Source organism: Snodgrassella sp., assembly GCF_024103505.1.
Classification (GTDB): domain Bacteria; phylum Pseudomonadota; class Gammaproteobacteria; order Burkholderiales; family Neisseriaceae; genus Snodgrassella; species Snodgrassella communis.
Genome location: NZ_JAGGIJ010000001.1, coordinates 325,848 through 340,966 on the forward strand (window position 1 = coordinate 325,848; position 15,119 = coordinate 340,966).

Genomic DNA, 15,119 nt, shown 5'->3' on the forward strand with positions numbered 1-15,119 from the left:
TTAGAGGAGCAGCAGGTGCGTAGTTTCAGTTTATACGCACAAACATGAGTTAACAGGTTTCAATAGGAACTTTTCTGCTTAGTTTTATTTGGCATGGTTTAACAATCACTATTTTTTGACTGTTCATCTGCTTCATGTTTAGCTTTATTTCCATTGAATTCGGCCTGTCATTTATCGCTTTTTTCTGTCTGTACTGGCTTTTGGGAGCCAGACCGCAGCTGCAAAATTTGCTTTTACTGTGTACTAGCTACTTAATTATTTATTTGAGCGGGAAAGCACAGGCATTATTTGCTTTAGTGATATTCACTGTATTTATTTATGTTATTTCCATCCGGATTAATGTCAGCAGTAAACCCAAAATCTGGCTGATAAGCGGGTACATGTTTACGCTGCTGAATCTGATGGTGTGGAAGTATTTCGATTTTTTCCGCACTCAGTTGGGCGATGGTCTGGATACATTCGGCCACAATTCTGACTGGCTGGCGGGCATTATATTACCGCTGGGCATATCTTATTATTCATTTCAGGCAATCAGTTATCTGGTTTCTCTTTATCAGTTGCGCAGCAATGCACAACCGGCTGACAGGCAATTTTCTCTGCCCGGGCTGGCTTTGTATCTGAGTTTTTTTCCTACTATTACGGCAGGCCCGATTGCACGTGCCTATGATGCGCGCGGGCTGACAGATATTTCCAGTAAGCCCTGTGGTATGCTAACGCAAATACACATGCCAGAACGCCGCCGGATTCTGGCGCCCGCTGTAGCTTTATGTCTGATTGTAATAGCACTGATGAAAAACTGGTGGTTATCAGGCTGGATTGCCGATAACTGGGTTGATCCGGTATTTGCGAATCCTATGCAGTATCACAGTCTGGAAATTCTGGCTGCTATTTATGGCTATACAATACAGCTTTTTTTCAATTTTTCCGGTTATAGTGATTTAGTAGTAGCTATGGGGCTACTGCTGGGATTTCGTTTGCCCGTGAATTTTCGCGCGCCACTACTGGCTCATAATATCCGGGAATTCTGGCAGCGCTGGCACATCAGTTTGTCCACGTGGATACGCGATTATATCTATATTCCATTAGGTGGTAACCGGCACGGTATGGTGCGAACCCAACTCAATCTGCTGATTGCCATGGTTTTATCTGGTATCTGGCATGGCAATGGCTGGCACTTTTTTATTTGGGGATTACTACACGGTGCCGGCATGATTGCGCTGAATCTAGGCGATTTACTGTACTCCCGTCTGCGCCACTGTACTTTGGAACAGGCACGCAATGGTCTGAGTAAAAGCAATAAGGCTGGCAATATTATCAGCATTGTGTTTACGGTACATTTTGTGTGTTTCTGTTTTGTCTTTTTCCGTGCGCCAACTGTTAATGATGCCTTTCTCCTGTTACATGCTCTGCTATACAACCATGTTAATGTACCACTGACTACCAATCCATTTTACTTTTTCAGCCTGTTATTGCTGGCATGGATGCTGTATCCGTTGCTGGCAAAATTCATTGCTTCGTTATATGAGCGTGCTGATACTTTGCCTCGCTACAGCCTGATTCTCCCTCTATTGCTGTTGCTGATTCTGGTATTAATCTGCGCGCCGGCTGGTATTCCGGGATTTATCTATGCCAACTTCTAAATATCGCCGTCTGCCTTCATATCAAAATTACAATCAGCAAAAAAAATATAGTCAGTTTAATCAAATACCGGTGGTGACGCTGAAAACAGTAACCACTTTGCCGATGGTGGTGGCCAGTGAAGAACCGAAAACTGAAATACAGGTAGAGAAAAATAATAAGCAGCAATTTCGTTTTGTTTTGCTGACTTTGATGATTACTGCGGGCATTTCATTATGGCTGATGCAAGATTCGGTGACAGCTTATTATCAACAAACCTACCATCAAAACAGCATTTTACTAAAACTGAAACAACAGATATGGTGGCAAAAAGGAGCACAGATTGGCATGATGCTTAATGATGGTGTTGTTCGGCTTAATCAGAATATTGCCACGGTTAACCACGATATTATTACGGCTTTTAATAAGCATTATGTCTATGCACACAGGGATAAGGTAAGGTTACAGCAACAGGCGAATCTGGCTGAACAGCAACGCCAGCAGAAGCTGCAAAAGACTGCAAGAGAAAATAGTATTAAAACAGCCTTTACGCTCAGTTCTAACGATGTGGTATTTTTTGCTGGTGATTCACTGATGCAAGCTGTAGCACCACATGTGCAAAAATGGCTTAGTGATGACTATGGCATTAAAACTATCAATCTGAGTAAGCAGAGTACTGGGTTGACCTATTCCAGTTTCTTTAATTGGCCGCAAACTATTGAGCGTACTTTGGATAATAATCCGCATATCAAGATAATGGTGATGTTTCTAGGTCCGAATGATCCGTGGGATGTTCCCGATCCGCGAAATGGCAGCAGGTTTATCAGCTTTGCATCTGCACAATGGGAAAGTATGTACCGCAGCCGAATTAAAACCATTATGGATACTGCCCGGCAACATCAGGTAACTGTTTTATGGCTTACACCGCCGGATATGCGTCGCAATAAGCTTAATGAACAAATGGTTTACCTGCGCGAGCTCACTACAGATGAAGTAAGTAAAAATCACGGCTATATAATGGATACGCGGGCTATGCTTGGTAGCAATGGTGGTAAATTCAATGATACGCTAACAGAAGCTGACGGAAAGAAAATCAAAACCCGTAGTCCTGATGGTATTCATTTCACAGTTTCAGGACAGAAAATAATTGCCAGAAACATTTTTAACCGCTTTAATCTACCGCCTCAGTCTGTTAAAAACGATACGTCAAATGGACACTAAAAAACATTTTGCCATTCTGGGCTGCTGCCTGTGGATAATGGCCTGTTCAGCTGATCCAACTCCGGCACAATCCAACCATTATCATGCCCTTTTATCCGCACAGGCTGAACATGCTGCACAGCTTACTGAAGCTTTACAGAAAAAAAGTCTCAATATTGTGCAACTGGGCGATTCCCATACTGCGGCAGATTACCTTACTAACGCCGCGCGTGTGCGTCTGCAACAGCAACTGGGCAATGGGGGTCCGGGTTGGGCGATGCCCGTTCATTTTTCCGGTATGCGGCTGGCACGCTTTACTTATGAGAATCAAGGCTGGCAGGCTATTTCCAGCCGTACGCAAGCCAGCCAGAATTATGCTCTCGGCGGTTTGATTGCTACTCCGTCTATTGGTTCGCTGATGACTATCAGAACCCGTGAACCTGAAGCTGAGCAAACGGTTATTGTCAGTATCCGGCAGGGACAGAATGATGAAGACTTGTTCGTTACGGATGGTAATGGTGAGGAAATTTTGCTTTCAGCACAGCCTAAGGATAATCAGTGGCATTTCAGTACGTTTAATGCACGTTTTCCGCTAACAATCAAAGCTGGCATGAATTTTCAGACTGCTATAGGCGGATGGTGGATGCGAAATAAAAACCAACAGGGAGTAGTATTTTCTGCTTTGGGAATTAATGGTTTCCAGCTCAATCAGTGGAATCGCTGGAATACTCAGGCATGGCAGCAGGAGCTGAATGTGATTGCACCAGACCTGATTATTCTGGCCTTTGGCACAAATGAAGCCTATAACGGGGTAGAAGTTGAAACGGTTAAGCAGAATTTGCTGGAGACGATTACCCGGATTCGCACGGCTTCACCTAAAAGTGCCATTATGCTTCTGGGAGCACCAGAAAGCCTGAAAAGTACTGCTGGTTCCTGTGGTGTGCGCCCTGAAAAGCTAACTGAGCTGCAAGCGATGCAAAAAGAAGTGGCATTAAGCCAGCATACTTTCTACTGGGACTGGCAAGCGGTAATGGGGGGCGAATGCAGTATGAAATCATGGATAAATCAGGGACTGGCGCGCAGTGATGGCGTCCACTTTACAGCCAGTGGTTATCAGCGCCTTGGTGAAGCATTGGCAGACAGTATTCTTTCACTGCGTCGATAAGATTAGCCCTACTTCAATTCAATCATACCAGTTCTGCACGAGGCAGAACTGGTAAATTTTTACCAAATTTATTTAGCGTTTGGCTAAACCCTGCTGGTGCAGAAATGGCAGAATCTGTGGACGTACCGGCTGAGCAAAATTATTGGCTACTGCCTTACTCCAGTTCAGTTCCAGTCCGCTGCGTTCACGGTAATATACGTTGAGCTGTTCATCATAAGCAGCCAGTTTGGCCGGGTCGAGCGGACGATAGCGGTTTTCGCTCACTAATGTATCCAGCGGCAAGCGCGGGCGATACATTGGGTCTTGCGCCGGATACCCAAGACACAGCCCAAACAGAGGAAAAGTTAATTGTGGCAACTCCAGTAGTTCGGCTGCCCGTTGTACATCATTACGCAGGGAACCAATATACACTCCGCCTAATCCAAGCGACTCAGCAGCCAGCAGACAGTTTTGCGCCATGATACCCGCATCGACAGCACCGGTAATCATGCCTTCCGTCCAGTCTAGCTGTGCTTCGGGAAAAGCAAGCTTGTGTTTGGTGTAATCAACACAGAATACCCAGAATTCAGCTGCGGTGCGCACATATTTCTGATTAGCGGCAACTTCAGACAAGGCAGCACGTTTTTCCATATCTGTTACACGAATAATGTGCACAATTTGCATAAAACTGGATGAAGAAGCGGCACGGCCTGCTTCCCAGATAGCCTCACGCTGCTCATCTGTTAACGCTTCGTCGGTAAATTTTCGAATGGAGCGGTGGCGGTAAATAGTGGGCAGGGTAGCCGCACTGCTTAAATTGGAGTGGTAACTCATGATAATTCCTAAAGTTGTTTCAGCGCGCTAGACGCAATGCCAGTTCTGCTAGTCGTTTGCCTTGCGCAAATGCCAGTGCTTCTTCTGCATCACTCAGTATGGAGCAATTTTCGTGTCCTGCAACATGGCTGGCACCATAAGGGGTTCCTCCGCTTTGTGTCTGATTCAATTGCGGTTCACTAAATGGTATACCGCACACCAGCATACCATGATGCAATAAAGGAGTCATCATACTTAAAAGTGTACTTTCCTGTCCGCCATGCAGGCTGGTGGTACTGGTAAACACACAGGCGGGCTTACCAATCAGACTACCGGCCAGCCACAAGCTGCTGGTACTATCCAGAAAATATTTCACAGGTGCTGCACAATTACCAAAGCGGGTTGGGCTGCCAAGTGCCAGTGCGGCACAGCTTTGCAGTTCTTCCAAGGTAACATAGGGTGCACCCTCGTCTGGAATTTCCTGCTCTGTCGCTTCACACACAGCTGACACTTTGGGCACAGTTCGCAATAATGCTTCACAACCGGCCACACTGTCTACTCCGCGTGCCAGCGCCAGTGCCAGATTACGCGTACTGCCAGACAGGCTGTAATAAACCACCAGAATAGGTAAATCTGCCATACAGCACTCCTTTAATAGTGTTTGAATGTTTGTATTGTGCCGTAACTATGATTACTTGACCAGTAAGCATGGAAAGTCTGCACAGTATGCGCTTTTTAGTTACAATCAGCTAGCCACTTGTCAGGAGTAGCCATGGATACACATGCAAATAAAAGCAAATATTTAATGCAGCGTCTGCCTCAATTTTTACTGTTTGTTGGACATAATTATCAGCGCTGTAATCTGCCGTTGATTGCAGCCAGTCTAACTTTCACTACTTTACTGGCACTGGTACCATTTTTTACCATTACTGTGATTGTGGTAAACGCCTTTCCCATGTTTGCGGATATGGCAACACGCTTTAACCAGTTTCTGACACATATTATTGTACCGGCAGCCGGTGCCGACTCTGTCAGTGATTATCTGTATGCCTTTCGCGATAAAGCCAGTGGGCTCACCGCAGTAGGCATCAGCTTTATGATTATCACTTCATTGATGCTGATTCAGACTATAGAACAAGCGTTCAATCAGATCTGGCAGGCACGTGACCAGCGTCCGTTATGGATTCGGATTCTGATTTACTGGGCATTACTTACTCTTGGACCAGTGGCACTGGGCATGAGCCTTTCAGTTATTGGCTTATTATCCAATCCGGCCAATATGGCTAGCCAGATTCCGTTTTACAGCACATTGTTTGGTATTATCACTAATCTGGTGCTGTTTACTCTGTTACTGTTTCTGCTATACAAGCTGGTACCATTTTGTTTTGTTCAGTGGCAGCATGCTTTATTGGGTGCAGTTGTCACTGCTGTTGCGCTGGATTTACTGCGACGCGGATTTGCTATTTTCGTAATCTATTTTGGCAATTACCAGAAAGTATACGGTGCCTTTGCTGCTATACCGGTATTTTTAATCTGGCTAAATTTATTATGGCTGTTGTTACTCACCGGTGCAGTATTCACTTCTTCGCTGCGCTATTGGCATCAGGAGAGATTTCGCTATCTGCATCAGTATCAGCCTTTTGAAAATGTGCTGAATTTGCTGTACCAGTTAGTACAGGCTCAGCAACATGGAGGAGCAGTTAAATCCGGCCAGCTGCAACAACAACTTAGTATCAGTGATAAGCATTTAGACCAAATTCTTACCCAGCTCCAACAACAGCATTATATTGCTTACAGCAGCAATGGCTGGCTATTGCAGACAGATCCAAACAAAATCATACTGGCTGATTTGTATAAGCTATTTATTTATCAGCCAAACTCCAATTCAGCGGTGTCCAGTTCAATTCAGTCGCTGTTACAACCCTGTCTACAGCAACTTGATATCAGCCTATATCAATGGGTAAAACAATTACCACCGCAGGTTTCAGAGTAGTAACCACTGAATTAAGTATAAAATACCTTTGCCACTGGTATTTTCTGGTAAATAGTTTTACATTTACCGGTTTTGATTTTGCACTTTCAACAAAATACTAATCATGACCATGTTTACCCACTCAGCAGCACTACTTCGACGCCTCAGGCAGAAAATAGCCAGCAAACCTAGGCTATGGTTTGGCTTTGCCGTAGTCGCTTTATTGCTACTGAGCATAGCTTGTGTGTGTATTTTCAGCCGCAAGCACACTCCAGAGCGCTATCAGGCAAAACACTTAAATCTTAAACTGGCACCGGTAAGCATCAAAGCTCATGCAACCAATCTGAATTTCTGGCGAGATGAAATTGTTCAGCCGGGAGATAACATCAGTATGGTATTGAGTCGCTTTAATATCAGCTCCGAAGAAATTCAGCAGATAATCGGTCTTAAAATTATTAAAGACAAAGTCAAGCATCTACAGGTTAATCAGGTATTCAGTATACGTATGGATAACGATGGCCACCTGACTAATATCCAGTTTTTTAATGACGACGACAATGGTGAAAAAAATCTGGTAGCACTGAAAAAAGTGGGTAACAGCTGGAATGCTGATGTTAGTGCGGTTGATACTGAAACACTGACAACATTCAAGGCTGTGGTCGTCAAAACCTCTGCCCGCGGCGCACTGGCACAGGCAAGCATACCTGTGGAAATCCGCGAATCACTACGCGAAATCTTTAAGGATAAAATAGACGTCAATACGTTGCAAAGCGGCGATACTATCCGTCTGATTTACGACAGCCTGTATTATCGAGGGCAGGAACTTTCAACCGGTGATATCCGTGCTGCTGAATTCAGCCATAATGGCAAGTTGTATCAAGCCTACTACTACGATACCGGCAATGATGGCAATGGCCAGTATTATGATGCCCACGGTAAACCGCTGCGCAAAGGCTTTTCCAGCGTACCGGTTGAAGGTGCGCGAATATCCTCACCATTCGGTACCCGTTTTCATCCGATACTGCAAACACTGCGCATGCACAGCGGCATTGATTATGCCGTTGCCAGTGGCACGCCCATCCATGCTCCGTCTGACGGCACAGTTGAAAGCTTTGGTATCAAAGGCGGTTATGGTAATGCCGTCGTATTGCGCCATAACGATAGCATGCAAACCCTGTACGGGCATATGAGTGCCTTTGCCAACCTCAGTATCGGCCAGCATGTACGGGCAGGAGAAATCATTGGTTATGTAGGCAGCACCGGCGTTTCTACGGGTCCGCACCTGCATTATGAAGTGCGGATTAATGGCCAGCCGGTAAACCCAACCAGTGTTGCCCTGCCCACCCGTACGTTAAATACACGCGAACTAGCCGATTTCAGGCAGAAACAGCAGCACTGGAATGAGCAACTGGCTAGCATTCGTAATCTGAGCGTAACCATTGCCCAGTTGGATTAGAAGATAGCCATTCTCAGTCTGGAACTCGTCACACTTTACGCATACAATAACCGCTTTGCTGTTACAGAATTTATCATGAAAATCGCTACATGGAATGTTAACTCACTGAATGTGCGTCTGCCTCATACTTTGCGCTGGCTGCAAGAAAATCAGCCGGATATTCTGGCCTTACAGGAACTGAAGCTTGAGCAGGACAAATTTCCAGAGACCGAATTTACTCGGATTGGTTATCATGCAGCATGGAATGGCCAGAAAACTTACAACGGTGTTGCCATACTCAGTCGCCAGCCTCTTGAGCAGGTTACCATTGATATTCCAGAATTAAATGAGCCACAAAAGCGTATTATTGCTGCCAGCATCAACGATATCAGAATTATCTGTGCTTACTGTGTGAACGGCGAAGCAGTGGGCAGTGAAAAATTTGCTTATAAAGAGCGCTGGTTTGCCGCTCTGAATGCCTATGTGCGCAGTGAACTGGCACAGCATCCGAAAACCATCCTGCTGGGTGATTTCAATATTGCACCGCACGATATAGATGTTTACGACCCGAAAAAATGGCAGGATAAAGTATTGTGTTCTCCACAAGAACGCAGTTGGTTTCAGCAACTGCTGCAACTGGGATTAACTGATAGCCTGCATCACCTATATCCTGACAGTGCCCATTACACGTGGTGGGATTACCGCATGAATATGTTCAAACGCAAGCTCGGATTACGCATCGACCATATCCTGCTGAGCCTGCCATTATTGCCGGCATTACGTGAAGTACAGGTTGATAGCACCGCCCGTGGCTGGGAACGCCCTAGTGACCATGCGCCAGTTATGGCTACACTTGCCTGATGAACAGTATGCAATCCTTCCAATACTATATTGGCCTGATGTCAGGCACCAGCATGGATGGTATTGATGCAGTACTGACCAGAATGGCAGGTACGCAATGGCTTGACGTGTGCGCGCAGGCATTTATTGCCTATCCTGAACCACTGAAACAACAGCTGCTGGCACTGCAAACTCCGGCGCATAATGAGCTGGCACAGGCAGCCGTACTGGCACAGGAACTGGCTCATCTCAATGCACAGGCAGTCAGTGCCGTACTCAGCGAAGCCAGAATCGAAGCTCAGGCGGTTACGGCCTTGGGTTGTCATGGACAAACCATTCGACATGCACCAAAACAGCATTACAGTATTCAATTAATGGACTGGGCATTACTGGCTGAGCTTACCGGCATTACCACCATAGGAGACTTTCGCAGTCGCGATCTGGCCGCAGGTGGTCAGGGAGCACCATTAGTGCCGGCTTTTCATCAGGCTGTTTTTGCCAGTGAAAAGTATTGTCGCGTGGTATTGAATCTGGGGGGCATTGCCAATATCAGCGTACTCCAGCCACAACAGCCGGCTTTCGGTTTCGATACCGGACCGGCCAATATGCTTATGGATGCATGGGTACAGCATAACTGGCAGCAGGAATTTGATTACCATGGTACGCTAGCCAGTAAGGGGCAGATAATTGAGCCACTGTTACAAGCCATGCTCAGCCATAGCTATTTCAGCCAGCCCTATCCCAAAAGTACCGGTCGTGATTTGTTCAGCCTCACTTGGCTCAACCAATATCTCACCGGACAGGAAAATCCTGCTGATGTTCTACGTACCCTACTCGAACTAACCGCACAAACGGCAGTAAACGCCATCATAAATGCTGCGCCTGCTACCCATAGCGTCTATGTCTGCGGTGGCGGAAGTCAAAACCGGCTCTTAATGCAAACAATGGCGCAACTGCTCGAAAAGTACAGAATTACTCTGCACCGTACGGACACACTACAACTACCGGCACAGCAGGTTGAAGCCGCAGCCTTTGCTTGGCTGGCCGCATGCTGGTATCAGCGCCAGCCAGTAGCTACCCATCATGCTACAGGAGCAGCCGGTGCACGCATTCTCGGCTGTGGTTACTGGGCTTGACTATCCGCAAAAAACCGTTAAATCCTGTTATCAATATCAGCCATAACCTCCAACAGACCTTATAATAACCGGTTAATTTCAGATAAGAATACCAATTCAGCCGCAAGATTTATGACCACCACACGAAAAAAATCTGTCCCCCGTAAACAGTCGCCAAAAAAAATCAAGTCGCAGAAAGTCAGCAAACCAAAACAGCCGTGGTTAATGAACCTGATTAACGACATTTTCTGGCTTCTGGCGCTCATGATTACCCTGTTTACCATATTGTCTCTCGTTAGCTTCAATATGGCAGACCCAGCTTGGTCTCGTGGCATTATCCAGATTAACAAACCGCATAATCTGGCTGGCTTAACCGGTGCTTGGTTAGCTGATATTGGTTATTACATTTTCGGCCTATCCGTCTGGTGGAGCATAATCGCTGCCGGCATTGCCCTGTATCAGAGCTTTCGCCCGCTTAATGCCCGCTCACTGAATACCAGTGATGACAGCAAACCCTACAGCAGCTGGTTAGCGTTAACCGGTTTATTTATCCTGCTGGTTTTCAGCCCCATTCTGGAAAATTTGGTATTTGCCAGCATGCTTCATAATGCCCTGCCGATTGGTGCTGGTGGCTTGATTGGGCAAGCACTGGGTAGCCTGCTGCAACAGCTTTTCGGCCTTAGCGGCAGCCTAATCTTCAGCGTTTTCCTAATACTGATTGGCTTATCACTGTTATTACAGGTTTCATGGTTAACATTAATCGAAAAACTTGGTGCTCAGTGTGAATGGTTCTGGTGCAAACTGCTACGCCGCCCGCAACGCCTGATAACCAAACTGCCCAATAACAAAACTGTCCGGCACATGGTCAAACAGGCTAAAACCATTACTGCCAAAAATATCGACCCTCCACCACTTGCTACCAGCAATCGTAAAACGGTAGCCGTACGCACCGAACCCACCATCGCACAGAATCTAACCGAATCGTCATCGGTACCTAACCAGACAGCCACAAAAAGTGAAAATGGTCTTATCCATTTACCAAATGTCGAACTGCTGAGTAAGCCAACCGAGCAACCAACCGTCATCAACAGTGAGCTTCTACAGCAAACCGCTGCACAAATCGAATCCAGATTAAAAGAATTCGGTGTAGAAGTCGAAGTGACCAGTGCCACTACCGGCCCCGTTATTACCCGCTATGAAATTGAACCAGCACAAGGTGTCAAAGGCAGCCAGATTGTTAACCTCAATAAAGATCTGGCTCGCTCACTTTCAGTCCAGAGTGTACGCGTGGTCGAAACCATCGCCGGTAAAACCACCATGGGAATTGAGCTCCCCAATAATGAACGTCAGAACGTTCTGCTAGCGGAGATTCTGGGCGCAAAAATTTTCCATGAGGCTACTGATCAATTAACTATGGCAATGGGTAAAGACATTGCCGGTGCACCTGTTATTGCCAGTCTGGCCAAAATGCCGCATTTACTGGTTGCCGGCACTACCGGTTCCGGTAAATCAGTTGGCGTCAACTGCATGATTCTGTCGATTTTATACAAAGCGCAACCAGATGAAGTACGCTTTATCATGGTAGACCCGAAAATGCTTGAATTAAGCGTATATGACGGCATTCCTCACCTACTGGCACCAGTAGTCACCGACATGAAAGAAGCCGCGCAGGCACTCAACTGGTGCGTTACCGAAATGGAAAAACGCTACCGCTTGCTGGCGCATGTAGGTGTGCGCAACATTAACGGCTTCAACGACAAAGTAGCAGCCGCCAAAGCTGCTTCCACTCCACTGGTCAACCCATTTAGTAACAATCCGGATGAACCGGAGCCGCTGGATAAACTGCCTTACATAGTAGTAGTCATTGACGAACTGGCAGACCTAATGATGGTTGAAGGCAAAAAAGTAGAACAACAGATTGCCCGTCTGGCACAAAAAGCCCGCGCTGCCGGCATTCACCTGATACTGGCCACCCAGCGCCCCAGTGTCGACGTCATTACCGGCCTGATTAAAGCCAACATCCCCACGCGGCTTTCCTTTCAGGTATCCAGCAAAATCGATAGCCGCACCATTCTCGACCAGATGGGTGCAGAAAATTTGCTTGGCAAAGGAGATATGCTGTTTTTACCGCCCGGTCAAGCCGAACCAACCCGTCTGCATGGTGCATTTGTATCAGATGAAGAAGTCCACGCAGTGGTTAATTTCATCAAACAGCAGGCGCCCACCCAGTATGTGGATGGTTTACTGTCTGGAGAAGCTGCCCAAACCAACGTCAATCAAGTTAACCCGAATGCCAACAGCGATGAATTATTCGATCAGGCAGTGGCTTTCGTGCTGGAAACGCGTAAAACTTCCATTTCCTCATTACAGCGCCATTTGCGCATTGGCTACAACCGTGCCGCCAACCTAATGGAAGCACTCGAAGCTGCCGGCATCGTCTCTGCGGCCGAACTAGGCGGCAGCCGGCGGATTCTGGCGCAAAAAGACAATCTGTAATACCCAGCAATTTTGAAGCAGCCCATATAATAATGCCGCAATAAAAACATATTTATTGCGGCATTAACCATACCTCCAGCCTCGCTTACTTTGCTTTTCTGCCGGCGTAAATAAAACCAATCATACCAATCACAATCATCGGCAGACTGAGCCATTGTCCCATCGACATATGCATCGCCAGCAAACCAAGAAAATCATCAGGTTCACGCGCAAACTCAACAATAAACCGAAATACCCCATAGCCCAGCAAAAACAACATTGATGCCTGCCCCAACGGACGTGGCTTTTTAGTAAACAGCCACATAATCACAAACAACACAACCCCCTCGAGCATAAATTCATACAGCTGAGAAGGATGGCGCGGCAACATCTGAAACTTTTCCCATACTGGCAACCATTTGTTCGGTTCCTGCATCACCAGCGCAATATCATTTTCTCGTGCATGAGGAAAACCCATAGCCCAGAAAGCATCTGGATTGGTCACCCGCCCCCATAATTCACCATTAATAAAATTACCAATACGGCCACATGCCAGACCAAGCGGTACCAATGGCGCCACAAAATCCGCTACTGCCCAAAACTTAATCCCGTGTTTGCGCGCAAATAACCACATTGCCACCAGCACACCAATAAAACCGCCATGAAAAGACATACCGCCTTGCCAGACTTTCAGAATTTCCAGCGGGTGGTTCAGATAAAAAGCCAGTTGATAAAACAATACATAACCCAGACGTCCGCCAAGAATCACCCCCAGCACACCCCAAGTAATAAAATCATCCAGCGTTTCATTGGTAAAAACCGTCTGTCCGCTCTTAATCCGCTTGCGTCCCAGCCAGATAAACAAACAGAAACCAACAATATAACTCAATGCATACCAGCGAATCGCCAGCGGTCCCAAATGCACCAGCACCGGATCAAAATTCGGATGAATCATCATAAACTTATCATTCCTCAAATATTTTAATTATCTTACCTACCGCAGCAATATGCGTCAGATAACAGCCAGCACAGCCATAAACACTACAGCCAAAACAGCTCACAGTTTAACCCATATTAGCCGAACTATGCGCCCCTTTCAGCACCCCTGCTGTTCCAAAGACATACTAGAGTAAAATTAATTCTCACAAACAGACCTATACACATTGACAGCCAGTAGCAGGCAGTCTAATATCAAATATGTATTTTATATACATATTAAATTATTCGGGAGAACCAACCATGCAATTAACAACCAGACAAATCGAACTGGTTCAGGCAACCATACCCACACTACAGCAACATGGCGTTGAACTAACCCGTTACTTCTATAACAGAATGCTTAGCAACAACCCAGAGCTGAAAGAAATATTCAACCTCGGCAACCAACGCAACGATGCTCAGCCACAGGCACTGGCCAGTGCCGTACTTGCTTACGCACAAAACATCACGACATTACAGAATCTGGGCAACGCCATCACTCAGATAGCACACCGCCATGTCAGCCTGAATATACAGCCAGAGCAATATCCAATAGTTGGCACCAACCTGCTCCATTCCATCAGCGAAGTATTAAACGTACCAATGGACAGCGAACTGATAGCAGCATGGCGCGCCGCCTACCAGCAACTGGCCGATATTCTCATACAGGTCGAAGCAAACCTTTATCAGCAACAAGACAGCACCAAAGGCGGCTGGAAAGGCTGGAAGAAATTCAAAATTGTTGATAAACGAGAAGAAAGCAGCGAAATTACCTCATTCTATCTGCAACCGGTAGACAACAGTCCATTGCCCGAATATCAGCCCGGCCAGTACATTTCCGTACGCGTTTTGGTGCCACAACTGGGTATCAGACAACCGCGCCAATACTCCCTGTCCGATAGCAATCATGTCGACCATTTCCGCATCAGTGTCAAAAAAGAAGCTGCTGATCAGCAGCATGATGCAGGTTATGTTTCTACCACCCTGCATGAACATTACCACATTGGCGACGAAATAGAAGTCACCAACCCAACCGGCACCTTCTTATTACATAATCCGGATAAAAATACCGTACTGATTAGCGCAGGTGTAGGCATCACCCCCATGATCGCCATCCTCAATACCCTCGCAGCAGAAAACAATCCATACCAACAGATTAGTTTCATTCATGCCTGCCGCAACAGCAATGTACTGGCCATGCACCAGCACATCATCACATTACAGCAGACCATGCCTAATCTGCACAGCTATCTGGCCTGCGAAAATCCGGATACACAATTAGCCCCAGACAAAATCGGCCGGCTAGAACTCACCGAGCTGGATAGCACCTTATTACCAGCAGATGCCGATTATTATATTTGTGGCCCCAAACAATTTATGCATAGCCAGTATCAGGCATTGCTTAACCTGTCTATACCGAAAAATCAAATCTTCATGGAACTGTTTGGTACAGGCACATTCTGCCAGCTTGCAGCCTGAACAATCAGCAGCAATTGATACATAAAACTTTTCATGGCAGCTGAAAACGGG

At 46.4% G+C, this 15,119-nt stretch carries 12 protein-coding genes; 9 read left to right on the forward strand and 3 right to left on the reverse strand.

Annotated features, from left to right (window positions below):
* The first annotated feature begins 134 nt into the window (after positions 1-134).
* The 3 genes from J6578_RS01495 to J6578_RS01505 are packed head-to-tail and all read left to right on the forward strand — an operon-like array spanning position 135 to position 3,982.
* Positions 135-1,640 carry an MBOAT family O-acyltransferase gene (locus tag J6578_RS01495; protein WP_287953734.1) on the forward strand — a complete coding sequence of 502 codons (1,506 nt, stop codon included), beginning with the start codon at positions 135-137 and terminating at the stop codon, positions 1,638-1,640.
* Positions 1,627-2,838 carry an SGNH/GDSL hydrolase family protein gene (locus tag J6578_RS01500; RefSeq protein ID WP_287953735.1) on the forward strand — a complete coding sequence of 404 codons (1,212 nt, stop codon included), beginning with the start codon at positions 1,627-1,629 and terminating at the stop codon, positions 2,836-2,838. Before J6578_RS01495 ends, J6578_RS01500 begins: the two co-directional genes overlap by 14 nt.
* The gene (locus J6578_RS01505) at positions 2,828-3,982 is read left to right on the forward strand and encodes a GDSL-type esterase/lipase family protein (protein ID WP_093090774.1); all 1,155 of its coding nucleotides are present in this window, start codon (positions 2,828-2,830) and stop codon (positions 3,980-3,982) included. Before J6578_RS01500 ends, J6578_RS01505 begins: the two co-directional genes overlap by 11 nt.
* 72 nt (positions 3,983-4,054) lie before the next feature.
* Here J6578_RS01505 and nfsA read toward each other — a convergent pair whose 3' ends face one another.
* The gene (nfsA, locus tag J6578_RS01510; protein ID WP_239364311.1) at positions 4,055-4,795 is read right to left on the reverse strand and encodes an oxygen-insensitive NADPH nitroreductase; all 741 of its coding nucleotides are present in this window, start codon (positions 4,793-4,795) and stop codon (positions 4,055-4,057) included.
* Between the two features lie 19 nt (positions 4,796-4,814).
* The gene (wrbA, locus tag J6578_RS01515) at positions 4,815-5,414 is read right to left on the reverse strand and encodes an NAD(P)H:quinone oxidoreductase (RefSeq protein WP_093090778.1); all 600 of its coding nucleotides are present in this window, start codon (positions 5,412-5,414) and stop codon (positions 4,815-4,817) included.
* Between the two features lie 132 nt (positions 5,415-5,546).
* Here wrbA and J6578_RS01520 point away from each other — a divergent pair, with 132 nt between their 5' ends.
* The 5 genes from J6578_RS01520 (at position 5,547) to J6578_RS01540 (ending at position 12,632) form a co-directional block, all read left to right on the forward strand.
* A complete protein-coding gene (locus tag J6578_RS01520) occupies positions 5,547-6,767 on the forward strand; it encodes a YihY family inner membrane protein (protein WP_287950374.1) in 1,221 nt (406 codons plus the stop codon).
* A 103-nt stretch (positions 6,768-6,870) separates the two neighbouring features.
* Positions 6,871-8,202: a M23 family metallopeptidase gene (locus J6578_RS01525; protein ID WP_239392855.1), complete on the forward strand. Its 1,332-nt coding sequence runs from the start codon at positions 6,871-6,873 to the stop codon at positions 8,200-8,202.
* A gap of 75 nt (positions 8,203-8,277) precedes the next feature.
* On the forward strand, positions 8,278-9,042 hold the full coding sequence (gene xth, locus J6578_RS01530) for an exodeoxyribonuclease III (RefSeq protein ID WP_239364320.1): 765 nt from the start codon (positions 8,278-8,280) through the stop codon (positions 9,040-9,042).
* A gap of 8 nt (positions 9,043-9,050) precedes the next feature.
* Positions 9,051-10,157 (forward strand): anhydro-N-acetylmuramic acid kinase, encoded by a 1,107-nt coding sequence (locus J6578_RS01535; protein WP_287952961.1) that lies wholly within the window; start codon positions 9,051-9,053, stop codon positions 10,155-10,157.
* 111 nt (positions 10,158-10,268) lie between these two features.
* The gene (locus J6578_RS01540; protein WP_287953737.1) at positions 10,269-12,632 is read left to right on the forward strand and encodes a DNA translocase FtsK; all 2,364 of its coding nucleotides are present in this window, start codon (positions 10,269-10,271) and stop codon (positions 12,630-12,632) included.
* Positions 12,633-12,717: 85 nt separating this feature from the next.
* Here J6578_RS01540 and lgt read toward each other — a convergent pair whose 3' ends face one another.
* A complete protein-coding gene (gene lgt / locus J6578_RS01545; RefSeq protein WP_093090786.1) occupies positions 12,718-13,569 on the reverse strand; it encodes a prolipoprotein diacylglyceryl transferase in 852 nt (283 codons plus the stop codon).
* 281 nt (positions 13,570-13,850) lie between these two features.
* Between lgt and hmpA the strand changes: the two genes are divergently transcribed.
* The gene (hmpA, locus tag J6578_RS01550) at positions 13,851-15,068 is read left to right on the forward strand and encodes an NO-inducible flavohemoprotein (protein WP_287953739.1); all 1,218 of its coding nucleotides are present in this window, start codon (positions 13,851-13,853) and stop codon (positions 15,066-15,068) included.
* The last annotated feature ends 51 nt before the right edge of the window (positions 15,069-15,119 follow it).